This is a genomic window from Mucilaginibacter conchicola (assembly GCF_003432115.1).
In the GTDB taxonomy this organism is placed as follows: Bacteria; Bacteroidota; Bacteroidia; order Sphingobacteriales; family Sphingobacteriaceae; genus Mucilaginibacter; species Mucilaginibacter conchicola.
In genome coordinates, this window is record NZ_QWDC01000001.1 from 1,689,337 (window position 1) to 1,715,069 (window position 25,733).

Below are 25,733 nucleotides of genomic sequence, written 5' to 3' on the forward strand. Positions count from 1 at the left end.
GCCTTAATCGGCTATCAACTTTGTACCTGTGTATGATACCTTAGGTTTTATGCCTAATTTATCGGTAGAAAAAGTATTTTTTTGAGATCGTGCGGCATTATTAATAAGTGGTGTAACCGCACTTGATACAGACGAGGGAATCTGCACTCTATTATTTTCAAAAATAAGATCTTTTGATGTAAGATATGGAAAATACGTTTTAACCGGGTTGGTAGATGTACATATTATATCGTTATTAGATATTGTTACCTTATTAGACATATTTGCCTGGTTGGCAGATACAATACCTCTGAAAGCGCTCCTGATAGTACTATTCTTTATCTCTACGTTACCGCCTGTGCGGCCTGTCCAGCTGGCGTATACACTTCCTTGTTTGTTACCACAGTCAATTGTACATCCATCCACAACTAAACTATCTGCTGATAATATCATTGTATATTTTGACGGGCTGGTTTGAGACTTAATGGTGCATTTAACCAGTTTAATATTAGCCGTTATTTTTGGGGAAATACTCATGAACTGCGCCCCCATGTTGTTTGCAAAAGTACAGTTGGTAAATACTATACCCCCCATTTTGGTACCTGCAGGTATCCGCTCCGGTTCAATATCAACACCTGCAGAAGGTGCATGGCGAAGGTAGGCGCCATCAGTAATGCCCGTGTTTATAAACTGGCAGTTTTCAAAAACGCCATTATATAGATGCGTTATTGACATACCCTGCCTGCCGTTATTAGAGCTTATTGTATTGGTTATGGTAACACCTCTGCAACCTTTAACCCCACCTATATAAATACCATCTGTTTGGCCATGGTGCGTATAAACGTTTGATATGTTTACGTTATTGCAATCCCACAATTGTATAAGGTGGCCGCTGCCTTCAGTAACCTTAGGGTCGCGCGTCATCTTATTGATGCTGCCATTAATTTCTATCCCTTTAATAATCACATTTTGGCAATTGGATAGTGAAATAGGCACAATTGATTCTGTTGAGCTTTTCTTTACCTTATTCACCAAAAGATCGGCGTCTCTGTAAAAATTACCGTTCAGCGTGATAACGGCTTTATCGCCCGTTATGGTAAGGTTGTTGCAACCTGTAAACAAAATATCTGCTACCGGGGTGCTTTTTGAGTGGTACTGTGCTATATAATAATTACCCGCCGGGAAATATACCGTGCCAGAACCATTTGCGTTTACCGCCTTGGCAACTTTTATCAGCGCAGTATAGTTATCGGTAACGCCATCGCCATTTGCCCCATAATCTTTCACATTAAACGTCTTAACAATACCATTACTGTAAACAGCAGAGGTAGTAATGGTAAATAAAAGTATAAGCGTTTTTATCAATTTATTTGCTTTCATAACCTTGATAGTTAATTAATATATTTTTAGATATCTAACGTTATATCCGGTTTTTTATCATACGCTTTTTACACGCGCACTATTTAATTACTTTATAGTACATGGCTTTATAATTCTGATAGCATTTGTTTATATCAAATTTCTCAAAAACCTCATTTTTAAACTTCGCAGCTTTATCAAGCGCTTCGTTGTAATTCTCAATTATATGTTGTAACGATAAGTGAAAATCTGGCAACTCGGTAAGATAAGCTGTTTCGTTGTTTAAAAAAATGGGGATACTGCCAACGGGTGTAGTAAGTATAGGTACACCACAAGCTCCCGCCTCTAATAAGGAGATAGGCATACCTTCCCATAATGATGGTGTGATAAGGCAGCTTACATTTGCCATTATTTGCGGAATATCCTGCCTGAAACCTAAAAATTCAAAATAGTCTTGCAAAGATTCTTTCGCTATAAGCTCTTCAAGAGGCTGGCGCATGTTGCCTTCGCCAACTACAACTATTTTAAATTTGTGCTTATCTTTTAATTTATTAACAAGCTCTACCAGGTACATGGGGTTTTTAGGTTCTTCTAACCTTCCTAAAAACAAGCAGCTAAATACCTCTGGTTTATTATGCGCATGATTATACTGGCTTAAATCAATACCGTTGGCAATTACTACGGCATCGCTTTTTTGATACCATTGCTTTGACTTGGCAGAAAAAATCACATCAGCCGATCTTAAAAACCTGGTGAAGAACAGAATATACCTGCGCGCTCTTTTTTTCACAAAATCGCTATGCAGTGTAAACACAACTTTATGCGGAACAAGCGGCTGCATTAAGCAACTAATCAGCAGGGTATGAAAAAGGTGGGCATGCACCACTGCGCCTTTGTTGTTTTTAAGAATGCGATAGTACTTTTTTAAGCCGCTCACAAAACTGCCTTTTGAAGTGATGCCTAAAGAAACCGGGGCAACGCCCATTTCTTCAAACCTTGGCTTTAATTTATCCTTATCTGTCATGTACACTACAGAGAACTCAACGTCTTTATCCTGCAGGTTCATTTTGGTTAAATTATAAACCAGGTTTTCGGCACCGCCGCCGCCTAAACCGGTAATTAATTGAATTACGCGCATACTATTTAACAAATGCGTAAGCTTTCTCTTTAAGCTTAGCAGCCATTTCTACATGCCTTGTTGGGTTTTCAAATTTACTATCCACACCAATTTTACCGTTAAAATCAAAATTGGCCACAACTTCGCCTTTATCGTTAATGTTGATGGTGTTAAACAGGTCTGAAATACCCGAGAACCTGCTCATGTCTGAACTATTGTTAAAACCGTAGTTGATAAAAATAACCGGTGTACCTAAAGCAAGGCAAGGCAGGGCACAATGTATCCTTGAGGTAACCACAAGCTTGGCGGCTGCAAATTTATGCAGTATTGATTCGGCTTCTTCAAACCTGCGCTCTTCGCTGTGCGAGCCGGATAGCTTGTGTTTTACGTATTCAGATGTTTCTAAAAACTCATCGGTAAGCAGTTGTTTTAAGATCCGCTTTCTTTTACCGAACCTGAAGATATCACCACTTATAATAGCTTTTATAAACTGGTTAGGGCCATACATCATTTTACCCCAGTGCGGAAGTAAAAACAACGGATCTGCTAAATAAACCTTGTCAGATTTTTTGTCGGTTTTATACTTGATATCTAAAGTTGTAGTAAGGCAACCACTAAAGTATGAATCAATGCCTTTTTCCTGTAAAGCATTTAAAGTGTAGGTATCGCGGCAACCAATTGGACCATTAGCTTTTAAATAGGCAATAGTTTCCGGCGTTAACACCTTGTCTTTAGCGTTGGCATTTAAATGGAACGATACCCAAAGCGGGTTGATCTTAGCTGAAGGTGGAAATTCACTTGGGTTATGAATATACCAGCCATTCATGATCATTTTAATATCATCACCTTTATAGCTTTTTAGTTTTTCGCGCTCTACAAATACGTCTACTTTAGGCAGGTATTGTTTTGCGGCAAGGCTTTGTACGTAATCGCCTACGTTGTATGTTGGGTTTGCCGGGTAAACCATTAAACCAAATTTTTGCTCAGAGTTATTCGTATTTTGCATGAGTAGAATTATTTAAATACCATTTTTTTTAATTTGCCAATAACCTCGCTATTAAAAAACAGGAATATACCTGTTGCTAAAAGTAAAAGGATGTAGTTTATATACCTGAAGTGTATAAGCAACGCCAAAGAAAAAGCAATACATAGCACTGTAAGCGATGTAAGCTTAAACATATTAACTGTTATGTTGATCTCTTTCCTGAGATCAATAAACCTGTATATAAATATAACCAGGAAGCTTAAGAAAGTGCCCAGCGCAGAAGAATACAAGCCTATATGATTAATAAGCAGTAACACTACCACGATATTGGTAACGCCACCTGCAATACTTGTTATAAAAATACCTTTTGTATTGCCCGATTTTAGATAATACGCCCCAAAGTACGCCGAAAAAGCCGAGTATGCGGCGCCGATAAACAGCATAGGCATGTACTTATAAGCATCAATAAAGTTGCTGCTTACTATGCCCTCTACAATAATTTTTGAAGCAGATATCAATACCAGCACAAATGTTAGTTCAAAGGTGTAGAACCTGTCAAACGTTTTACTATCAATTGAGCTATCTTTAGATGTCATGGAATGATCTTGCCAAGCCAATATAAATATGGTATTCAAGATGGTTATGATACTCGGCAACCTCGACGAGATGGCATATATACCGTTTGAGTTTACGCCTAAATAGTATAGTATTAAAAATTTATCGGCAGCATTTACCAGCCACCAGCTTATACTGTTGGGGATAAGAGGAAGGCAATACTTAAGCATCTGCTTTTGCAATGCAACAGAGTACAACTTAAGATCGATGAATTTATATATCCCCGAAAAATGAGCCAAAATTACACAGGTGGCAACGTTGGCTATTACCAACGCCAGGAATAACGATTCCAGTTTCATTTTTAGCCCAACAAGGAAAAGAATATTGAAACCCAATACAAACACGGCGTTCAAAAGCCCCGCCACTGCGTACAGCTTATTCTTTAATAACCCTCTTGTAACCTGCTGAAAGTATGGCAGGAATATGGACGATACCAATATTGCTGCGAAGTAATATTTGTAATTAAGCGGCACAAACAGGCCTACCAAAAAATACCCCGCTAAAAACACAGCTGAGGTGGCAACTATAATGAGCAAACCATTTGTAATTATTTTGCCCCTAAGCGCTTCATAATCATCGGCCTCTTTATCTAAAAGCCATTTGTATGCTGCATCTGATATTTGTAAGGATACAAAAGGCACAAACATGCTAATGGTTGTAAGTACCACATCATACTCGCCAAGTTCCTTTTTTGAGAGGTAAAAAGATAATATGGGTAACAGGGAAAAAGTTAACAGCTTTGACCCTAAATTACCTATAGTGTATATAAAAGTATTTTTAAGAAGATTTTTACTTTGGTTCATTTTTACTTTTATATCACGTTATGCAAACATGTATCGCTCACTTGATTATTTATAATATTCTTTATACCAAAGTATAAATTCGTTTACCCCTTCGTCAACTAACGTAGAAGGGCTGTAGCCAACATCGTGTTTCAGGTTATCTACATCGGCCCAGGTTGCAAGCACATCGCCGGGCTGCATCTCCATAAAGTTCTTATTAGCAGTTGTACCCAATGCATTTTCCATAGCACTGATAAAATCCATCAGTTTTACCGGTTTAGAGTTGCCTATGTTATAAATGCGGTAGGGGGCAGTAGAGCTTGCGCTATCGGGTTTATCACCGTTCCATTCAGGATTTGGCGTGGCTGGCTTATCCAGCACAGCAATCACACCGTTTACTATATCTTTAACATAAGTAAAATCGCGCTGCATATTACCATTGTTAAACACCTTTATTGCCCTGCCATTCAGTACAGCATCGGCAAATAACATTGGCGCCATATCCGGCCTGCCCCAGGGGCCGTACACCGTAAAAAAGCGCAAACCAGTAGTACTGATGTTAAACAAATGGCTATAAGTATGTGCAAGCAGTTCGTTTGAGCGTTTAGTAGCCGCATAAACAGATACCGGGTGGTTTACCGGATCCTGAACATGAAAAGGCATTTTTGTATTTGCACCATATACTGAGCTTGAAGATGCATACACAAGGTGCTTAACAGGATAATTCCGGCAAGCTTCCAGGATATTCAGAAAACCCTCAACGTTTGACTTGATATAAGCTTTAGGATTCTCGATAGAGTAACGGACACCGGCTTGTGCAGCAAGGTTTACAACAGCATCAAAAGCGTTATCCTTAAACAGCTGAGAAATAAACTCCTCGCTCTCCAGATCCTGCTTTACGAATTTAAAATTGCTGTTAACAGCACTCTCCACAAGTTTGCCCTCTTCAATTAGTTCTCTTTCGATGCCCAATTGCTGCAGGCGGCTATATTTAAGATTAACATCATAATAATCGTTAATATTATCGAGGCCTATAACTTCGTCGCCTCTTTCTAACAGTTGCTTTGATAGGTGGTAACCTATAAAACCTGCAGCTCCTGTAACTAAAACTTTCATTAGTGTTAAATTATCTTTATTTATAATTACTATAACCTTCCGTCAACAATGCTACGCGGCAAAAATGATTTTGTATCATAAATCACCGAGTTATCGCCTTTAACTAATTTGCTAAAATCAATATCACTAAACTCATGATGTGCAACCGCAAGTATGATAGCGTCATAAGTATCATTAATATCTTTGATCAGGCCAATTTTATAATCTGCCTTCACTTGTGCCGGTGATGCCCAGGGGTCGTAAATATCAACCGCTACGCCTACTTGCTTTAACTCATGGTATATATCAATAACCTTGGTATTCCGTATATCGGGGCAATTCTCTTTAAAGGTTAGCCCTAATATCAAAGCTCTGGCACCTGCTACCTTATTGCCCTTTTTTATTAATAGTTTGATAACCTTGTTTGATACAAACACCCCCATGTTATCATTTATTCGCCTGCCTGATAAAATAACTTCGGGGTGGTAACCCAATGTTTCTGCCTTATGAGCTAAATAATATGGATCAACCCCTATGCAATGCCCGCCTACCAAACCCGGCTTATACTTCAGAAAATTCCACTTAGTGCCTGCGGCTTCTAATACATCTGAAGTATCGATGCCCATTCTGTCAAATATTAATGCCAGCTCGTTAACAAAAGAAATATTGATATCCCTTTGCGCATTTTCAATAGCTTTTGAAGCCTCTGCCACTTTAATATTAGGGGCCTTATGCGTGCCGGCTGTAATAATTGACGCGTATAAATTATCAACTACCGTTGCAATTTGAGGCGTTGAGCCTGATGTAACCTTTTTTATAGTTGTAAGCGTATTTACCTTATCACCGGGGTTTATACGCTCGGGCGAGTAGCCACAAAAAAAGTCGACATTATACGTTAATCCACTATGTTTTTCCAGTACGGGCACACAATCTTCTTCAGTACAACCAGGGTACACGGTAGATTCATATATAACCAGGTCGTTCTTCTTAAGCATCTTGCCAATCATCTTTGATGCTTTAACAAGGTGCTTCAGGTCGGGGGATTTAAATTGATTTAAAGGCGTAGGAACGGTTACAATAAACACATTGCAGTCAGCCAAATCAGCAGGCTGATCTGAAAATAACAACTTGTATTTATCGTCCTTACAACCTGTAACTTCTTTTAGTGTGGCCGTATCAAACTCCAGCGTTCTATCTGTGCCATCTTTTAATTCGGCTATTCTTACCAGGTCTTTATCATAACCAACTACCTGGTATTTACGGGCAAACTCTATAGCTAAGGGCAAGCCTACATAACCTAAGCCAACCACGGCTATCTTAAATTGCCCGGGGTAATCAATATCTTTTGTGTGTACTGACATTAGCTACAAGTAAGCAACAAGTTATTAGCCAAACAGCCGGGTTATTTCTTTTTACGCAAAAGCTTAGCTATTCCGCTTTTAGCTTTCGGCTCTTCTTCCTGGTAGTAACCACCATAGCCGTAACTGTAACCATAGCCGTAACCATAACCGTAGCCATAACCACCTTTGGTATCAATTGAGTTCATCACGATATTAAGGTTCTTAAACTTACGTGTACGGTAGAAATTATCTATCGAGTAAATATTGCTCTTAGCAGTATAATTATGGCGTACGATGAATAAAGTTGCATCGGCAAACTCGCTTAATATTTGCGCATCGGTAACCAAACCAACCGGCGGCGCATCTAATAAGATGTAGTCAAAATCAGTTTTTAACTGCTCGATCAATTCTTTAATTTTTCCGTTCAGAAGTAACTCCGCAGGGTTTGGCGGTATAGGACCGCTGGATACAATGTAGTAGTTCTCCTGCTGTGCAACAGGTTTAACAATGTCTTTGTAAGAAACCTCGCCAATAAGGTAGTTAGACAAACCTTTTGAGTTATCCATCTCTAAACCGGCACTCAGTTTTGGCTTACGAAGATCGAGCTCTAAAATAACCACCTTTTTGCCAGACATGGCCAAGCTTGCGCCCAGGTTAAGCGATATGAAAGATTTACCCTCGCCGCTTATGCTCGAAGTAAATAAAAGTACCTTTTGTGCGTTGCCCGGGATAACAAAGTTGAGGTTGGTTCTTAATGCCCTTAACTGTTCTGCAACCATTGAACGTGGTTTGGTAGCCACAAGCAGTGCTGATGAATCGGTTGAGTGCGAAACCTCGGCAAGTATTGGTGCTTTAGTAACTTTTTCAATATCCTGGCGCCTGATAACTTTGAAGTTAAGCAAGTCTTTCAGGTAAATAATAGATGCAGGAATAACAAGCCCAAGCACCATAAATATACCAAATATTAGCGGCTTAACAGGTTTAACCGGTGCCTTTGTGCTCCTTGCAACATCAATTGTGCGGCTATCTGACGCGGTTGAATTAAGAGATATTTCTGACTCTTCGCGTTTTTGAAGCAGGTAGGTAAATAGATTATTCTTTATTTCCTGCTGGCGCATTACATCAAGCAAGCCTCTTTCTTTTGTAGGCACCTGGCTAATTACCGATTGGAAACTCGAGTTTTTGCGTTGCAGTTGTTGCTTTATTGTTTCTAAACCATCTTTAAGGTTTGATACCGATAAAGATATAGCTTCTTTTAGCGAGGTGATCTGATCGTTGATAGAAGTAACAATAGGGTTTGTCTCGGGCACAGTTTGCAAAAGGCTGTTCTTTTTAAGTTGGGCCTCTGCTATCTGGCTAACCAGGCTTAACAAAGTAGGGTCGTCAATACCCAGCATAGATGGCACCTGCGCTTGGCCAGTACTTGCACCAGACAGGTAATTTTCAACATTCTTTAACACCCCTAACTGGATATTTACCTTGCTCAGTTCGGCATCATTGCTCTGTACACTTTGCAAAAATATTTGTGATTGCGCGCTGATATCCGTGATCTTATTGCCCGATTTGTAATTCTCCACTTTCATCTCAGCAGTACTAAGCTCTTCCTGTAATTTGTGCAGGCGCTCCTCAATAAATGCTAATGTGGTTGAAGTAACTTTGTTTTTATCGTCAATAGATGCTTTGTTATATTCATAAACAAGGCGGTCTAAGATATCCTTACCTCTTTTTGGCAGGGCATCTTCAAGTGTTATGATCAACACCGTTCCCTGCTTACTTACAGGGGTAATGGTTATTTTATTGTTAAGCGTTTCTACAACATTTGTCGGATCGTTAAGCACTACGTCCATGCTGTTGTTTATCTCAGCCGGATTAAATGAATTAGCAACCACAATGGCGGTACCGGCTTCAAAATCAAAAGGTTTATTTACAGGGTGCTTTTTACCATTTATTTCAATCTCGTTTGCATTAAGTAAACGCATAGAGTAAATAAGCGAATAATCTAAACCTTTAACAGGTTTAAGTAACTGTACCTTATATGGCAATTTATCATACACGGCCCTGTTTCTAACGCCGCCGGTACTATAATAAGATGTTTGAAGCTCTAAAGCACTTACCACTTTCTCTAAAATGGTGTATGATTTTAAGATCTGCATCTCATTATCAATGATCTTATCTGATGAGAAGAGGTCAAGATCTTTTAGCAGGTCTGCCTGCCCGTCTAAACTACCTTTGTTGTCTTTGATCAAAAGGTCTGTTTCGATCTGGAACAAAGGTGTGGTTAGTTTGATGAAGGTAAAGGCCAGGGCACCGGCAAATACCAGTGAAAATAAAAACCAGCCCCAGTTACTTATATATTTATGCAGCGCCTCACGAAGACTAAAATCCTTCTCTTCGTCATTATCCAGCATGCTTAAATCAATATTATTTGCCATAGAAGTGAGTGTTCTTTATAGGATAGATGCTATTTAAAGCGATAGATTAAAATACCGATTACCGTTAATGCGCTTAAGAGGATTGGTAAAATCCTGTAAGCCTGATCGGTTTGCGCTGCTTTGGCCTTGCCTTGTTCAACATAGATCAAATCGCCCGAATGTAAATAGTAGTAAGGAGAAGTAAATACATCTCTGTTATTAAGGTTTACCCTTCCAAACTCTTTTTTGCCACCGTTATCTCTAACAATAAGTATGTTATCCCTTTTGGCGTATATAGTAAGGTCACCTGCCATGGTCAAAGCTTCGGGCAAGGTTACTTTTTCGTTAGGTATAACATATACTGATGGGCGCGAAACTTCGCCCATTATAGATATCTTGTAGTTTAAAAGCCTTACGCTAACCGTAGGCTCTTTCAAATAAGTTGATTTAAGTTTGTTTTTTATGGTATCGCGGGCTTCTGAAGTGGTAAGGCCACCTACCTTAATTGAGCCCAATAACGGAAAGTCAATTGCGCCTTCGGCATCTACCAGGTAACCATTTGATGATGATAATGACGGCGCCGGGTTTATAGCCGCTGGATCTGCCGATGCAGTAGCAGGCGCGCTGCTATATGGGTTAAAAAAGCTGCTTGCTGCAGGGTTTAATGATGAAACCGGAATAGCTAAAATATCGCCTGGTTGAATTTTAGGGACGTACGCATCAGCAACACTGATAGTATCTGACTGGTTAACGCCTTTTTGGAAATAAGCGATCTGCTTTTGGCTTGTGCATGAAGATATCACAAATGCAAGGAAACCTATAAACACTAAGATGTTTAGGTTGATATTATTTTTCATAGGTAAGTAAATATATCGGGCGCAAAAATAGATTTTTTTATTAAATAAACTAATGTAAAGTAATGTCTCTCAACAATCTTATGGGCTAAAACATTATGAATAATACAAATGCATTATCTATAAAAATTTAAACTTTCATAAACGTTTGCGCATTACCGATATAAATTTGTTAAGAACCTTCAATCAAGTGAGCGACGTTTAAACAGCTATACAATTTAATTGTTTTTGATTAATTAAAAAAATCGTCTTTTAATTCATCTATCTCTCTTCTGTCTCGTTTTGTAGGGCGGCCGGTACCGCGGTCTCGCTTCAATACCGGCGCATGGAACATTGATTTAAATGCCATGGTATCTTCTTCAGGCGTAATGTCTTCATAAAAGTTTACCGCTGTTTTAGCATCTACCCTATTCTCAAGCAAGCCTGTTATTTTTATCACCCTCTTCTCCGGGCCTTTTGATACGTTGTACACCTCGCCTATTTTCACTTCGTGCGATGGTTTAGTATTATTACCATCCAGTTTTACACGGCCGGCCTTGCAGGCCTCAGCAGCCAGTGTGCGGGTTTTAAACACCCTTATAGCCCATAAATATTTATCTATCCTTAGTTTATCTTTCTCCGGCATTTCTACTGGTCTTTATACTTATCTTTCAATCTATCTGCTAAAGCAGCAATATCCTCACGGCGTGCAATTACCGCTAACCATTGCCCGGGGATACTTCCATATCCGTATTTTAAAGCCGCCAGGCCACCTGTTACCGCAGCCGTGGTATCGGTATCATCGCCTAAATTAACGGCGGATAACGCTGCTGTGGTATAACTATTAGTATTCATCAGGCACCAGATGCTTGCCTCAAGGGTATGTAAAACATAGCCTGTGCTCCTTATCTCTTTGATATCCAGTTCATAGACATCTTTTTTTAGCAAGCGGTCAAATAATATGATTTCATCTCTGTTGATGGACGTTGATTCTAAATAGTTTGTTACATCAGACTGCACTTGTTTATAAATCTTAATCAGATCGCTTTCGGTCAGCAGCGCTCTTGCAAACTCAAGGTAGTAGAAACAAGCTATTGCTGATCTGACATGGCCATGGGTTATGGACGAGACATCTTTGGTTACAGAATAACGCTCCTCAACAGGTTTGTCTTTAATATAGATAAGTAATGGCAGTATCCGCATCAGCGAACCGTTTCCGTTTGATGACACGCCGAAACCACCCGCAAGCACAGGTTTAGTACCAGTTGCAATTCTGTCGATAGCGGCCTGGGTGGCTATTCCGATATCGAATACCTCTCCTCTTGCCGCCCACAGATTATCATATCTCCATTTTACAAAGTTTGAGGCAATGCGGTCAACATCATATCCGTCACAAAGTGCGTCCGCAAGGCAAAGGGTAAGCGAGGCATCGTCAGACCATGTGCCGCGCGGCTGGTTGTGGCTCCCATAGCCCACCATATCGGTGATGGGGTTTGCCTTCATCTGCTCTCTTGACCGAAACTCTGCCGGCACGCCCAGGGCATCTGCTACTGCCACGCCAAACAAAATGTCTTTGATGTAATCTCTTCGCACAGTCTTTTTAGGTATGATTCAAACAAATGTCCCCAAAAATCCTTTAATTTGGCGAAATTTATTTTTGTACGAATGCTTAACCTGAAGAAACTTATTGAGGATGCCTGGGAAGACCGCAACCTTTTAAACTTTGGTGAATATACTAACGCCATTGAGTCTGTTATTGACCGTTTAGACAAAGGCGAGATCCGCGTTGCTGAACTGATCGGCTCACGCTGGCATACCAACGACTGGGTAAAGAAAGCCGTTATACTGTATTTTCCTACCCGTGCAATGGAAGAAATTAAAACCGGCCCGTTTGTTTTTCATGATAAAATGAAACTAAAAACAAACTACAAAGAGCTTGGCGTACGCGTGGTACCTCATGGTATTGCCCGTTACGGTGCTTATTTGGCCAAAGGTGTTATCATGATGCCATCTTATGTAAACATTGGTGCTTATGTAGATGAAGGTACCATGGTTGATACCTGGGCTACTGTAGGTTCATGTGCGCAAATTGGTAAACACGTTCACCTTAGCGGTGGTGTTGGTATTGGCGGTGTGTTAGAGCCGGTACAAGCTTCTCCTGTAATTATTGAGGACAACTGTTTCCTTGGTTCACGTGCTATTGTTGTTGAAGGCGTACACGTAGAGTCTGAAGCTGTATTAGGTGCAAACGTGGTGTTAACCGCATCAACCAAAATTATTGATGTTACAGGTTCTACTCCTGTTGAGTACAAAGGCCGTGTTCCTGCCCGTTCGGTAGTTATCCCGGGTTCATACACCAAGAAATTTGCTGCAGGCGAGTACCAGGTACCATGTGCCTTGATCATCGGTAAACGTAAAGAATCAACCGACAAAAAAACATCTCTTAACGATGCGTTGAGAGATAATAATGTAGCGGTTTAATTAGACATAAGATAGAAGCCCCTCCCAAACCCTCCCCGTAAGGGAGGGCTTCTTAAAAAAAGTCTCCCCTTTCGGGGGAGATTTAGAGGGGGCTCAATTATGAAAATCCTCATTCGGCTTCCCAACTGGCTTGGCGACGTGGTGATGGCCACCGCGTTTGTTAATGCTGTAAAAGCCGAGTATCCTGCCGCTGCAATTGATGTGATCATCAAAAAAGAACTCAGCGGCATTGCCCAACTTATTCCCGGCATTAATAAAGTCCATCCTTTTTCAAAACAAGAATATCCCGGTTCGGGAGGAGTTTACCGTTTCGGTAAAACCCTGAAGGCCGAGGGCTATGATCTATTCTTTAATCTTCCTCATTCGCTCTCCTCATTTGTAATGGCGTGGGCAACCGGCGCTAAGCAGCGTATCGGTTTCCGTAAAGAGGGCGGTTTGTTTTTGCTCACCAAAGCAATTAAGAAACCTGTAGGCCTGCACAGGGTTGATGAGTACATTTATCTGCTTGAATACGTTACCGGGAAAACCGTTGCACAAAGAACAGTCGCACTAAAAGCTGATCCTGCTGATATCCCCGAAACGGTTGTCATCAACTTTAATTCAGAAGCATCATCACGCCGTATGCCGGTTGATAAAGGCCGAAGCATCATCAATGCGTTAACTGCACATTTCCCTGACCTGAACTTTGCTTTTGTGGGTTCTCCAAAGGAAGCGCCTTTTATTGATGAGCTATTATCGGGACTGGATAACGCAGACCGTCTGCACAACCAGGCAGGTAAAACCAACCTGAAAGGTTTGGCAGAACTAATGGCGGGAGCTAAAGCAGTGCTCACTACAGATTCAGGCCCGGCTCATTTGGCTAATGCCGTGGGTGTGCCAACTATAGTTTTATTTGGTGCCGGCGATGAAAATAATACAGCCCCATACAATAAAGAAACCTTGCAGGTGATCCGTTACGGAGCTTTAGAATGCGAGCCTTGTGTGCGTAATACCTGCAAATTATACGGCGTGCCAAAGTGTATGGAAATGCTTGATGAAAAAAGAATTATAAAAGCGTTAAGTTTGTACCTCAATTATGCTTAGAGACGAAGTTAACAAGGCACTTAAAGTGGTGCAGGATGGCGGTATCATCCTTTACCCTACTGATACCATCTGGGGCATTGGCTGCGATGCCACCGATACCGAAGCAGTAAAACGCATTTTTGCCCTTAAACAGCGCGAAGAAAGCAAGAGCATGATCGTTTTGGTTGATGTGGATAACAAACTGCAAAGCTACATACAGGAAGTGCCTGATATCGCCTACACCTTGATAGAATACGCGGAGAACCCGCTTACGCTGGTAATGCCAGGCGCAAAAAATATATCGCCGGCCCTAATTGCTGAGGATGGCAGCGTGGGTATGCGTGTAACCTCTCACCCTTTTTGCCAGCAGTTGATACAGCGCCTGCGCAAACCGTTGGTAAGTACATCGGCCAACATCAGCGGAGAGCCATCGCCGGAGTACTTTGGCAAGATTTCGCAGGAGATAATAGACGGGGTTGATTACGTGGTTGATATTGACCAGCACAGCATGGAAGTAAAGAAACCATCAACCATTATGCGACTTGCCCCTAACGGCACTTTTGAATTTATTCGCCGTTAAAAACTAAAGTCGTAAATTTGCCCCTGCAAATACAAGCCTGTTCGCAGCTTATCCACTATGAAACAACACCTGCAACATCCGGTATTTTCTGTTATTTCTAAACTTGCTGCCGAAAAAAATGTACAGGCTTACGCAATAGGCGGCTACGTGCGCGATATTTTCCTTAACCGCCCCTCAAAAGATATTGATGTAGTGATACTGGGCAACGGTATTGATTTTGCCGAGGCAGTTGCTGCACAACTGAATGTTAAGGTGTCGGTATTTAAAAACTTTGGTACTGCTATGCTGCGCTACCAGGATGTTGAAGTGGAATTTGTTGGCGCCCGCAAAGAGAGCTACCGCTCAGATTCGCGCAAACCCATAGTAGAGAACGGCACCCTTGACGACGACCAGAAACGCCGCGATTTTACCATCAACACATTAGCTATTTCTCTACACCCCGATACTTACGGGGAACTGATAGACCCTTTTGACGGCATTATCGACCTGGAAAATAAATTGATCCGCACACCGCTTAATCCGGTAGAGACTTTCTCTGATGATCCGCTGCGCATGATGCGGGCCATCCGCTTTGCATCGCAGTTGAACTTTGAGATAGATCCTGTCGCAATAGCTGCTATTAAAAGCAACCTGCAACGCATCAAAATTGTATCGCAGGAGCGCATTACTGATGAACTGAACAAGATCATCCTATCGCCGGTGCCATCTGTTGGTTTCAACTATTTGTTTGATACCGGCCTGCTGCACATCATCTTCCCGCAAATGACGGCGCTTTACGGCGTAGACATCATTAACGGGAAAGGCCATAAGGATAACTTTTACCATACCCTGCAGGTATTGGATAACATCTGCGAAACTACCGACGACCTTTGGCTACGCTGGGCCGCTATCCTTCATGATATTGCCAAACCAGCCACCAAGCGCTTTGAGCAAAGCCATGGTTGGACGTTCCACGGTCACGAGGATAAAGGTGCACGCATGGTGCCCAAGATATTTACACAGCTAAAACTTCCGCTTAACGAGAAGATGAAGTTTGTGCAAAAGCTGGTGCAGTTGCACTTGCGCCCTATCGTTCTGTCGCAGTCAATTGTTACCGACTCGGCAGTGCGCCGCCTGCTTTTTGATGCAGGTGAGGATATTGAAGCCCTTATGCTGTTGTGTAAAGCAGACGTAACCACCAAAAATGAGTACAAGGTTAAAAAGTACCGCAACAACTTTGAACTGGTTCAGCAAAAATTGAAAGATGTTGAGGAACGCGATAACATCCGCAACTGGCAACCACCGGTAACCGGCTTAGATATTATGCAATTATTCGGGATAAGCGAGGGGCGCGAAGTGGGAATTATAAAGAATAAGATACGCGAAGCTATACTTGAAGGAGAAATTCCGAACGACAGAGAGGCTGCAATTAGCTTTACAATTGAAAAAGGCAAAGAAATTGGCTTGAAAGTTGTGGCAAGCTGAAATTGAATTTAACTCCATATTTTTGACAAAAAAACTTACTTAAACGCAATGGCACTATACAGGTTTAGGATCACCTTTGAAGATTACGACGATGTTTCACGCGATATCGATATTAAATCGAATCAAACTTTTGAAGATCTTCATAACGCAATCCACCAATCAACAGGATATAAATCAGAGTACCCGTCATCTTTCTACGTTAGTAACGACCAATGGATGAAAGGCGACGAGATCACTTTTATGCCTAACCAAAAAAGGAAAGACAGGAATATCCCGTTAATGGAAAAAGCAAAACTGAGCAGTTATATTGATGATCCGCATCAAAAATTCTACTATACTTTCAATTTCGACAGGCCTTTTGATTTCCATGTGGAACTGATGAAAATCATCCTTGATGAAAACCCTGCCACCACTTACCCTGCCGTTGTACGTACCGTAGGCGAAGCGCCGAAACAGTTTGGCAATGTATTTAACCCAACGGTTATTTCATCTGCAGATGAGGATTTCGATTTCCTTAACGAGATGCAGTTTAACCCCGAGGATGCTGAAGATTTCTCTGAAGTAACCGATACAGATAGCGTTAGCGCACCGGCACGCAGCAGCAGCGTTAGTGATGACGACGATCACGACCATGATGATGAAAGCGAAGATGAAGACGAGTTTGGCTTTGGCGACGACGATAATTATGACGATGATGACCGCCGCGGCAGTCGTAATGACGATTATTAATTAGTCGATATTTAGAGATGGTTCATAGTTAATGGCACGATGTATGAGCCGTAAACTATGAACCATTTTCTGTTTATGAACGCTACTAACCCCACATTAATAGTAATAGCCGGCCCTACTGCATCGGGTAAAACCGCTGCAGCCATACAACTTGCCCAGCATTTTAATACCGTTGTGGTATCTGCCGATTCAAGGCAGTTTTTCCGCGAAATGTCTATCGGTACTGCCAAACCTACTGATGCCGAACTGGCGGCAGCTCCCCACTATTTTATCAATTCGCACAGTGTTTTAGAACCATTCTCGGTTGGTGATTACGAACGCGAATGCCTGCAACTACTTGATGAGCTTTTTAAGGTAAATAAACTGGTGGTATTGGTTGGCGGATCAGGTTTGTACATCAAAGCTATTACCGAGGGGTTTGATGATTTGCCCACAGCTGATGCAGATATCCGTGACCGTCTAAATACTGAACTGGCCGCAAGAGGCATCCATGTGCTGCAGGAACGCCTTAAAGAAGTGGATCCGGAATACTACCAGCTGGTAGATATTAATAACCCACAACGCATTATACGAGCCCTTGAGGTGTATGAGGCTACAGGCAAACCATTCTCTTCATATTTAACTGCCAAAGGCAACTCAAGACCATTCAATATCATCAAACTGGCATTGGACATGCCGCGCGAAACGTTGTACGACCGCATAAACCGCCGCGTTGACCTCATGGTGCAGGATGGCCTGCTACCCGAAGTAGAATCTTTAGTTACCTACAAGCACTATAACGCGCTAAATACCGTAGGCTACACCGAACTGTTCGATTATCTGGATGGCAGGGTAAGCCTGGACGATGCTATAGAGCAGATAAAACAAAACACCCGCCGGTTTGCCAAACGCCAGCTTACCTGGTTCCGTAAAGACAAGGACATTATCTGGGTAGATACCAGCGACGTTAACCTAACGGAAAACATCCTGGCAGCCATTGAGAAGATCTTGCCAAGCGCTTAATTGGGGAATATTACTCTCCTCTCTGAATAGGTATGAAATTCAGCTCAAAGACGAGGATGGATCAGATCTTTCACCCTCAAGGGTAACTCCTAACGGAGTAAAAAATCTTGTAACTAAATTTCTACCAAGCGGTAGCCTCTAACGAGGCATCTAAAATTTAGTGTAAAAAGTATTTAATACAATGGCCATGTCCCGTAGGGACAACCGCTTTGTAGCCAAAGTATATCGTGTATTTTGCTCCGTAGGAGCTACCCATTCAGATAAAAAGGTAATACCCAAAAAATCCCTTACCTGTTATCCAAAACCGATTGCAGATAAGCGCCATAGCCGCTTTTCTTATATTTATCGGCCAATACCTGTAATTGCGTGGCATCTATATATCCCATCAGGAAAGCTACCTCTTCTATACAACCTATCTTTTTTGATTGGCGTTTTTCAATCACACGCACAAACTCTGTGGCATCGCTTAGGGAATCGAAGGTACCGGTATCCAACCAGGCTGTTCCCCTGTCCATAACGCCAACATGCAGGTTGCCTTGTTCAAGGTAAGCTTTGTTTACATCGGTTATTTCGTATTCGCCGCGTGGGGATGGGGCGATATTTTTGGCGATCTCTACAACGCTATTATCATAGAAATATAGTCCCGGTACCGCAAATTTGGATTTTGGGTGCTGCGGTTTTTCTTCTATTGAGATGGCTTTATTATCCGCATCAAATTCAACCACACCATAACGCTCAGGATCGGCAACCGGGTAGGCAAAGATGGCTGCTCCATCCACATCAGCAAAGCTTTGTAGCAGCTTGCTAAAGCCCGATCCGTAAAAGATGTTATCGCCCAATACTAAGGCTACTTTATCATCACCCACAAAATCAGCACCTATTACAAAGGCTTGTGCAAGGCCATTTGGCTTCTCCTGCACCGCGTACTCAAATTTGCAGCCTAACTCCTCTCCGGTGCCTAAAAGGCGCTTAAATCCGGCGTTATCCTCGGGTGTGGTAATGATCAAAACCTCATTGATACCTGCCAGCATTAAAACCGATAGCGGGTAGTAGATCATGGGCTTATCATATATCGGCATCAACTGTTTACTGATGGCTTTGGTAATTGGGTAAAGCCTTGTGCCCGATCCGCCTGCTAATATGATGCCTTTCATGTGTGATTAATGAGTGTGTTATTGAATGAGTGGATAAGTAAATATCTTATTTAGCTTTCCAGTTTGCTGATACAAACCTTTAAACTATCCTGCCATTGCGGGATCTCGAAATTAAATGTCTGCTTTATTTTTGATTTATCCATCACCGAATATACCGGGCGTTTGGCCGGGGTTGGATATTCAGTTGTAGGGATGGGCAGCACTTTTACACCTGTGCCGGCAATTTCATGTATGGCACTTGCAAAGCCAAACCAGGTAGTATCACCCTCATTAGCATAATGGTAAAGCCCGAATTTGGTGATACCTGATGATATGATAACAGTGATAGTTTTAGCCAGATCCATGGCGTAAGTAGGTGTGCCGGTTTGGTCGTTTATTACTTTTATTTCGCCACGCTCTTTGCCTATCCGCAGGATGGTTTTTACAAAGTTGTTGCCATACTCAGAGTACAGCCAACCTGTGCGGATGATGAAGTATTTATTTAATACCGTTGGGATAACCAGTTCACCGTCCAGTTTGCTTTGCCCGTAAACGCTTACAGGGGCGGTAGTGCTTTCTTCGGTAAGTGGTGTGTTGCCATCTCCGCTAAAAACAAAATCAGTTGAAATATGGATCAGTACCGCATCGTATGAGTTACAAAGATCGGCCAGGTTCTCTACGCCTGTTTTGTTGACAGCAAAGGCAGTTTCATAGTCGCTTTCGGCTTTATCTACAGCGGTATAGGCCGCGCAGTTGATAATATGCGTTGGATTATGTTCTACAAAAAGTCTTTCGAGCGAGGCCGTATCCAATATGTTAGCAGTGCCTTCTTCAGGAAAAATATAGCCTTGCAAAGCGTTCTCGTCTACAACTTTCCTGATGCATTGTCCCAATTGCCCCGAAGCTCCGAATACTAAAACCTTACTCATATAAGCTATAACAGCATTAATTAACCTTTGTGTTTATTCAAGAAATCGGCGTATGCTAATTTAATGCCGTCGGCCAGTTCGGTTTTATAGGTCCAACCTTTTTCTGCCAGTTTTGATACATCCATTAACTTACGGGGCGTACCATCTGGCTTGGTGGTATCAAACTCAAGGTTCCCCGTGTAGCCAACAATATCTTTGATAAGGATAGCCAGGTCTTTTATAGTGATCTCTTTACCGCTGCCGATATTGATAAAACCTTCTTCATCATAATTCTGCATCAGGTAAAAACAGGCCTCGGCCAGATCATCAGCAAACAAAAACTCCCTTAACGGTGAGCCGCTGCCCCAAATGATAACGGTTGCCGCCCCCTGCTCCTTGGCTTCGTGAAAACGGCGGATAAGCGCCGGCAACACATGTGAGTTTTGCGGATGATAGTTATCATTATAACCGTAAAGGTTGGTAGGCATTACTGATATATAGTTACACCCATATTGCGCGCGGTAAGCATCGCACATTTTAATACCGGCTATTTTGGCGATGGCATAAGGCTCATTGGTGGGTTCCAACAATCCGGTAAGCAATGCATCTTCATGCAATGGCTGTGGTGCCATTTTAGGATAGATACAGCTCGATCCCAGGAACATCAGTTTCTTTACATCGTTTACATGTGATGAATTGATGATATTATTCTGGATCTGCAGGTTATCGAACAGGAACTCGGCCCGATAGGTATTATTAGCTACAATACCGCCTACTTTGGCAGCTGCCAAAAAAACGTATTCAGGTTTTTCTGACGCAAAAAAATCAGCAACGGCCTGCTGGTTACGCAGGTCTAATTCGGCAGAGGTGCGGGTAAGCAGGTTGGTGTAACCCTCCTGCTGCAGCTTACGCATAATGGCTGAACCCACCATGCCGCGGTGACCCGCTATGTATATTTTTGAATCTTTATTCATTAATTAGACGATAGTCAATGGTCCATAGACCATAGTAAAAATCACATTGCCAAAACTATGGACTATTAACCATAGACTATGGACTTGAAACCTACGCCTGCCCCATTTGTCCACCAAAATTCATGGGAAAAGCGGGTGGGTCGTTTTGTATTTTGATGCGGCCGTGGGCTTCTTCAAAGCGCTCGATATTATCTTGCAGGGCGCTCAATAAGCGCTTGGCATGCTCGGGTGTAAGCACCACGCGCGATTTTACTTTGGCTTTTGGAACGCCCGGCATAACCCGGATAAAATCGACAACAAACTCCGAGCTTGAGTGGGTGATGATAGCCAGGTTAGAGTAAATACCCTCTGCCATTTCTTCGCTCAGCTCAATGTTGATCTGGTTTTCGTTTTGTTCTTCCATGGTAGTAAAAGTAGTAAAAAAAGCAAAGCCTTCCGTTTTCACAGAAGGCTTTGTTAAAGTATTTAAAAAATCTGATTAAGCTTCTACTTCTTCAGTTTTAGAGGCCATCAGGCGGTCAAACTCTTCCTGAGAACCTACGCGGATATTTTCGTAATCGCGCATACCGGTTCCTGACGGAATTAAGTGACCAACAATAACGTTCTCTTTCAGACCCAGCATGTTATCGCGTTTACCGGCGATAGCCGCTTCGTTCAGTACTTTTGTAGTTTCCTGGAACGATGCCGCAGAGATGAACGATTTGGTACCTAATGATGCTCTTGTAATACCTTGAAGCATTGGGCTTGAAGTTGCAGGAATTGCGTCCCTTACCTCAACCAGTTTCATATCACGGCGTTTCAACATCGAGTTTTCGTCTCTCAGTTTACGCAATGAAATGATTTGACCAGCCTTCAGGTTTGTAGAATCACCCGGCTCAACAACAACTTTCTTGTCGTAGATATCGTCGTTCTCGGTCATGAAATCCCAGCTGTCAACAGCTTCGCGCTCAAGGAAACGGGTATCACCTGCATCCTCAATAGCTACTTTCTGCATCATCTGGTGAACGATAACCTCAAAGTGTTTATCGTTAATTTTCACACCCTGTAAGCGGTAAACCTCTTGGATACCGTTAACCAGGTACTCTTGCACAGCAGCAGGGCCTTTAATTGCAAGGATATCTGCCGGAGAGATAGAACCATCTGACAATGGCATACCAGCTTTAACAAAGTCGTTATCCTGTACAAGGATGTGTTTTGAAAGTGGTACCAGGTATTTTTTAACCTGGCCATCTTTACTTTCGATAGTGATCTCGCGGTTACCACGTTTAACACCACCTAAAGTTACCACACCATCAATCTCAGTTACTACCGCAGGGTTAGATGGGTTACGTGCTTCAAATAACTCGGTTACACGTGGAAGACCACCCGTAATATCTCGCGTTTTACCGGTTGAACGAGGAATTTTAGCAATAACCTGGCCTGTTTGTAGTTTGTCGCCTTCATCAACAGAGATGTGGGCACCTACCGGGATGTTGTAGCCTTTAACAACATTACCTTTATTATCTACTATCTGGATAGAAGGGTTTTTAGTTTTATCCCTTGTATCGATAATTACTTTCTCACGGTGACCGGTTTGTTCGTCGCTTTCCTCACGGAAAGTTACCCCTTCTAATACCGACTCGAACTGAGCGATACCTGCAAATTCAGAGATGATTACCGCGTTGTACGGATCCCATGAACAGATACGGTCGCCTTTAGTAACGGTTGCACCATCTTTAATATACAGGTATGAACCGTAAGGGATGTTGTTAGTTACAATTACCTTGTTGGTACCCGCCTCAATGATACGGAACTCGCCTGAACGGCCCAATACCACATCAACAGAACCATCTTCGGCAGTTTCGTAACTTACTGTACGTACGTTCTCAAACTCGATAACACCATCAAACTTAGCGTTTATCTGAGACTCAGCCGCGATGTTTGATGCGGTACCACCCACGTGGAAGGTACGAAGTGTTAACTGTGTACCCGGCTCACCGATTGACTGTGCAGCAATTACACCTACAGCCTCGCCCATTTGCACGCGTTTACCGCTTGCCAAGTTACGGCCATAACACAAAGCACATACACCACGCTTGCTTTCGCAAGTTAATACTGAACGTATCTCGATACCCTCAAGCGGAGAGTTCTCAATTTGTTTAGCGATCTCTTCAGTGATATCGTTACCTGCAGCTACGATCAACTCGTTAGTTAACGGATCGTGAACATCATGCAGTGCAGTACGGCCTAAGATACGGTCGTATAATGGCTCAACAATATCCTCGTTATCTTTCAATGCAGTTGTGTAGATACCACGTAGTGTACCACAATCAACTTCACCTACGATCATGTCTTGCGCAACGTCGTGTAAACGACGGGTTAAGTAACCGGCATCCGCTGTTTTCAACGCCGTATCCGCCAAACCTTTACGCGCACCGTGGGTTGAGATGAAGTACTCTAATACCGACAAACCTTCTTTAAAGTTTGAAAGAATAGGGTTTTCAATGATCTCACCACCTGAACCTGATTTCTGTGGCTTAGCCATCAAACCACGCATACCTGCAAGCTGACGGATCTGCTCTTTAGAACCACGAGCACCTGAGTCAAGCATCATGTAAACAGAGTTGAAGCCCTGGTTATCGTTGCTCAGGATATCCATTACGTTCGCAGTTAAGCGGTTGTTGATACGTGTCCAGATATCGATGATCTGGTTGTAACGCTCGTTGTTGGTAATGAAACCCATGTTGTAGTTATTCATCACTTCCTCAACTTCTTTTGAAGCCTGGTCGATCAGTTTAACTTTTTGCTCTGGGATGTTGATGTCTTTAAGGTTAAATGAAAGACCACCACGGAATGCCATCTGGAAGCCTAATTCTTTGATATCATCCAAGAACTGTGCTGCACGTGCCATACCGGTAGTTTTCACTACCTCACCAATAATATCACGAAGTGATTTTTTGGTCAACAACTCGTTTATGTAACCTACCTCTTCTGGTACGTGTTGGTTAAATAACACGCGGCCTACGGTAGTTTCAATTAATTTAGTAACGATGCTGCCATCGCGCTCTTTCACACGGCCTTTAACTTTAATAAACGCATGCAGGTCTAATTGCTTCTCGTTGTAAGCAATGATCACCTCTTCTGCAGAGTAGAAAGATAAACCTTGTCCTTTAACAACGCGGGTCTCATCAGTTTTACGGCCTTTGGTTATGTAATACAAACCAAGCACCATGTCTTGCGATGGTACAGTAATTGGCGTACCGTTAGCCGGGTTAAGGATGTTGTGTGATGCAAGCATTAACACCTGGGCTTCCAAAATTGCTGCGTTACCAAGTGGTACGTGCACAGCCATCTGGTCACCGTCAAAGTCGGCGTTGAACGCGGTACAGGTTAGTGGGTGCAGCTGGATAGCTTTACCTTCAACCAGTTTAGGCTGGAAAGCCTGGATACCCAACCTGTGCAGCGTAGGCGCACGGTTAAGTAACACTGGGTGACCTTTAAGTACGTTCTCTAATATATCCCAAACCAATGGGTCTTTGCGGTCAACTATTTTCTTTGCAGATTTTACTGTTTTAACCACACCACGCTCAATCATTTTGCGAATGATAAACGGTTTAAACAGCTCGGCAGCCATATCTTTTGGTAAACCACACTCATGCAGTTTTAAGTTAGGGCCTACAACAATTACCGAACGTGCAGAGTAGTCAACACGTTTACCCAAAAGGTTCTGACGGAAACGGCCTTGTTTACCTTTCAGGATGTCTGAAAGTGATTTCAAAGCACGGTTACCTTCAGTTTTAACCGCGTTAACTTTACGTGAGTTATCAAATAACGAATCCACAGCTTCCTGTAGCATACGTTTTTCGTTACGTAAAATTACCTCTGGTGCTTTTATCTCGATCAAACGTTTTAAACGGTTGTTACGGATAATTACACGGCGGTAAAGGTCGTTTAGATCGGAAGTAGCGAAACGGCCACCTTCCAATGGTACTAACGGGCGTAACTCTGGCGGAATAACCGGAACGATCTTAACGATCATCCACTCGGGGTTATTCTCAATACGTGTTTTTGAACCACGGAAAGCCTCAACAACCTGTAAGCGTTTTAACGCCTCGTTTTTACGTTGCTGTGAAGTTTCGTTAGCTGCCTGGTGGCGCAGGTTGTATGAAAGCTCATCAAGATCAATACGTCTTAATAGTTCTTCAAGCGCTTCGGCACCCATTTTAGCCACAAATTTTTGTGGGTCTTTGTCATCCAGGTACTGGTTTTCTTTTGGTAAAGTATCCAGGATATCCAGGTATTCTTCTTCAGTTAAGAAATCCATTTTAGAGATTCCGTCAACTTCTTTAACACCCGGCTGTATAACTACATATCTCTCATAATAAATGATCAGATCAAGTTTTTTGGTTGGTAAGCCCAGCAGGTAACCAATTTTGTTTGGCAACGAGCGGAAGTACCAAATGTGCGCAACAGGAACCACTAAGTTGATGTGGCCCATACGCTCACGACGTACTTTTTTCTCAGTTACCTCAACACCACAACGGTCACACACGATACCCTTGTAACGGATACGTTTGTATTTACCGCAATGACATTCGTAATCTTTAACCGGACCAAAAATACGCTCACAGAACAAACCATCACGCTCAGGTTTGTAAGTACGGTAGTTGATGGTCTCCGGCTTTAAAACTTCACCGCTTGAACGCTCCAGGATAGACTCCGGAGAGGCCAAACTGATGGTAATGGTGGTGAAGTTACTTTTGATTTTATTATCCTTTTTGTAAGACATAGTCTCCTCTTTTTTTTATTGAGTGAATGAGTGAGTTATTGAATGAGCGAATCATTTAACCCCCACTCGCTATCTTCATGAGTAAATGAGCGATTAAGGTGAATGAGTAAGAGAAT

Annotated in this window: 21 protein-coding genes; 6 read left to right on the forward strand and 15 right to left on the reverse strand. The window is 42.2% G+C overall.

Going from position 1 to position 25,733, the window contains the following annotated elements; translation table 11 throughout:
* Positions 1 to 3: 3 nt before the first annotated feature.
* The 10 genes from D0C36_RS07550 to D0C36_RS07595 all read right to left on the reverse strand — a co-directional run bounded on the left by D0C36_RS07550 (position 4) and on the right by D0C36_RS07595 (position 12,109).
* Positions 4 to 1,359 (reverse strand): glycosyl hydrolase family 28-related protein, encoded by a 1,356-nt coding sequence (locus D0C36_RS07550; RefSeq protein ID WP_117390937.1) that lies wholly within the window; start codon positions 1,357 to 1,359, stop codon positions 4 to 6.
* Between the two features lie 79 nt (positions 1,360 to 1,438).
* A complete protein-coding gene (locus D0C36_RS07555) occupies positions 1,439 to 2,476 on the reverse strand; it encodes a glycosyltransferase (RefSeq protein ID WP_117390938.1) in 1,038 nt (345 codons plus the stop codon).
* 1 nt (position 2,477) lies between these two features.
* Positions 2,478 to 3,461, reverse strand: a complete 984-nt coding sequence (locus D0C36_RS07560) for a polysaccharide pyruvyl transferase family protein (RefSeq protein WP_117390939.1) — start codon at positions 3,459 to 3,461, stop codon at positions 2,478 to 2,480.
* 8 nt (positions 3,462 to 3,469) lie between these two features.
* Positions 3,470 to 4,858: a lipopolysaccharide biosynthesis protein gene (locus D0C36_RS07565; RefSeq protein WP_117390940.1), complete on the reverse strand. Its 1,389-nt coding sequence runs from the start codon at positions 4,856 to 4,858 to the stop codon at positions 3,470 to 3,472.
* Positions 4,859 to 4,903: 45 nt separating this feature from the next.
* A complete protein-coding gene (locus D0C36_RS07570; protein ID WP_117390941.1) occupies positions 4,904 to 5,953 on the reverse strand; it encodes an NAD-dependent epimerase in 1,050 nt (349 codons plus the stop codon).
* 29 nt (positions 5,954 to 5,982) lie between these two features.
* Positions 5,983 to 7,293 carry a nucleotide sugar dehydrogenase gene (locus D0C36_RS07575; RefSeq protein ID WP_117390942.1) on the reverse strand — a complete coding sequence of 437 codons (1,311 nt, stop codon included), beginning with the start codon at positions 7,291 to 7,293 and terminating at the stop codon, positions 5,983 to 5,985.
* A 41-nt stretch (positions 7,294 to 7,334) separates the two neighbouring features.
* On the reverse strand, positions 7,335 to 9,704 hold the full coding sequence (locus D0C36_RS07580; RefSeq protein ID WP_117390943.1) for a GumC family protein: 2,370 nt from the start codon (positions 9,702 to 9,704) through the stop codon (positions 7,335 to 7,337).
* A 29-nt stretch (positions 9,705 to 9,733) separates the two neighbouring features.
* Positions 9,734 to 10,540: a polysaccharide biosynthesis/export family protein gene (locus D0C36_RS07585; protein ID WP_117390944.1), complete on the reverse strand. Its 807-nt coding sequence runs from the start codon at positions 10,538 to 10,540 to the stop codon at positions 9,734 to 9,736.
* A 229-nt stretch (positions 10,541 to 10,769) separates the two neighbouring features.
* Positions 10,770 to 11,162 carry an RNA-binding S4 domain-containing protein gene (locus D0C36_RS07590; protein WP_117390945.1) on the reverse strand — a complete coding sequence of 131 codons (393 nt, stop codon included), beginning with the start codon at positions 11,160 to 11,162 and terminating at the stop codon, positions 10,770 to 10,772.
* A gap of 2 nt (positions 11,163 to 11,164) precedes the next feature.
* Positions 11,165 to 12,109: an ADP-ribosylglycohydrolase family protein gene (locus tag D0C36_RS07595; RefSeq protein WP_117390946.1), complete on the reverse strand. Its 945-nt coding sequence runs from the start codon at positions 12,107 to 12,109 to the stop codon at positions 11,165 to 11,167.
* A gap of 72 nt (positions 12,110 to 12,181) precedes the next feature.
* On the opposite strand from D0C36_RS07595, the gene D0C36_RS07600 reads away from it, so the two are divergent.
* The 6 genes from D0C36_RS07600 to miaA all read left to right on the forward strand — a co-directional run bounded on the left by D0C36_RS07600 (position 12,182) and on the right by miaA (position 17,834).
* A complete protein-coding gene (locus D0C36_RS07600; protein WP_117390947.1) occupies positions 12,182 to 12,997 on the forward strand; it encodes a 2,3,4,5-tetrahydropyridine-2,6-dicarboxylate N-succinyltransferase in 816 nt (271 codons plus the stop codon).
* 99 nt (positions 12,998 to 13,096) lie between these two features.
* Positions 13,097 to 14,080: a glycosyltransferase family 9 protein gene (locus D0C36_RS07605; protein ID WP_117390948.1), complete on the forward strand. Its 984-nt coding sequence runs from the start codon at positions 13,097 to 13,099 to the stop codon at positions 14,078 to 14,080.
* Complete coding sequence (locus tag D0C36_RS07610) at positions 14,073 to 14,639, forward strand: L-threonylcarbamoyladenylate synthase (protein WP_117390949.1); 567 nt, start codon at positions 14,073 to 14,075, stop codon at positions 14,637 to 14,639. The genes D0C36_RS07605 and D0C36_RS07610 overlap by 8 nt, the downstream gene beginning before the upstream one ends.
* A 57-nt stretch (positions 14,640 to 14,696) precedes the next feature.
* A complete protein-coding gene (locus D0C36_RS07615) occupies positions 14,697 to 16,103 on the forward strand; it encodes a CCA tRNA nucleotidyltransferase (protein ID WP_117390950.1) in 1,407 nt (468 codons plus the stop codon).
* A gap of 48 nt (positions 16,104 to 16,151) precedes the next feature.
* Positions 16,152 to 16,832 (forward strand): IS1096 element passenger TnpR family protein, encoded by a 681-nt coding sequence (locus D0C36_RS07620; protein WP_117390951.1) that lies wholly within the window; start codon positions 16,152 to 16,154, stop codon positions 16,830 to 16,832.
* Positions 16,833 to 16,889: 57 nt separating this feature from the next.
* The gene (gene miaA / locus D0C36_RS07625) at positions 16,890 to 17,834 is read left to right on the forward strand and encodes a tRNA (adenosine(37)-N6)-dimethylallyltransferase MiaA (protein WP_233524444.1); all 945 of its coding nucleotides are present in this window, start codon (positions 16,890 to 16,892) and stop codon (positions 17,832 to 17,834) included.
* Positions 17,835 to 18,121: 287 nt separating this feature from the next.
* Here the strand turns inward: miaA and rfbA are convergent, their stop codons facing one another.
* From rfbA to rpoC, 5 genes are all read right to left on the reverse strand, one after another.
* Positions 18,122 to 18,988 (reverse strand): glucose-1-phosphate thymidylyltransferase RfbA, encoded by an 867-nt coding sequence (rfbA, locus tag D0C36_RS07630; protein ID WP_117390953.1) that lies wholly within the window; start codon positions 18,986 to 18,988, stop codon positions 18,122 to 18,124.
* A gap of 50 nt (positions 18,989 to 19,038) precedes the next feature.
* A complete protein-coding gene (gene rfbD, locus D0C36_RS07635; protein WP_117390954.1) occupies positions 19,039 to 19,896 on the reverse strand; it encodes a dTDP-4-dehydrorhamnose reductase in 858 nt (285 codons plus the stop codon).
* A 20-nt stretch (positions 19,897 to 19,916) separates the two neighbouring features.
* Complete coding sequence (gene fcl, locus D0C36_RS07640; RefSeq protein WP_117390955.1) at positions 19,917 to 20,849, reverse strand: GDP-L-fucose synthase; 933 nt, start codon at positions 20,847 to 20,849, stop codon at positions 19,917 to 19,919.
* Positions 20,850 to 20,940: 91 nt separating this feature from the next.
* The gene (locus D0C36_RS07645; protein WP_117390956.1) at positions 20,941 to 21,252 is read right to left on the reverse strand and encodes a DUF3467 domain-containing protein; all 312 of its coding nucleotides are present in this window, start codon (positions 21,250 to 21,252) and stop codon (positions 20,941 to 20,943) included.
* Positions 21,253 to 21,327: 75 nt separating this feature from the next.
* Entirely contained in the window at positions 21,328 to 25,617 is a 4,290-nt protein-coding gene (gene rpoC / locus D0C36_RS07650; protein ID WP_117390957.1) for a DNA-directed RNA polymerase subunit beta', read from the reverse strand.
* Positions 25,618 to 25,733 lie beyond the last annotated feature (116 nt).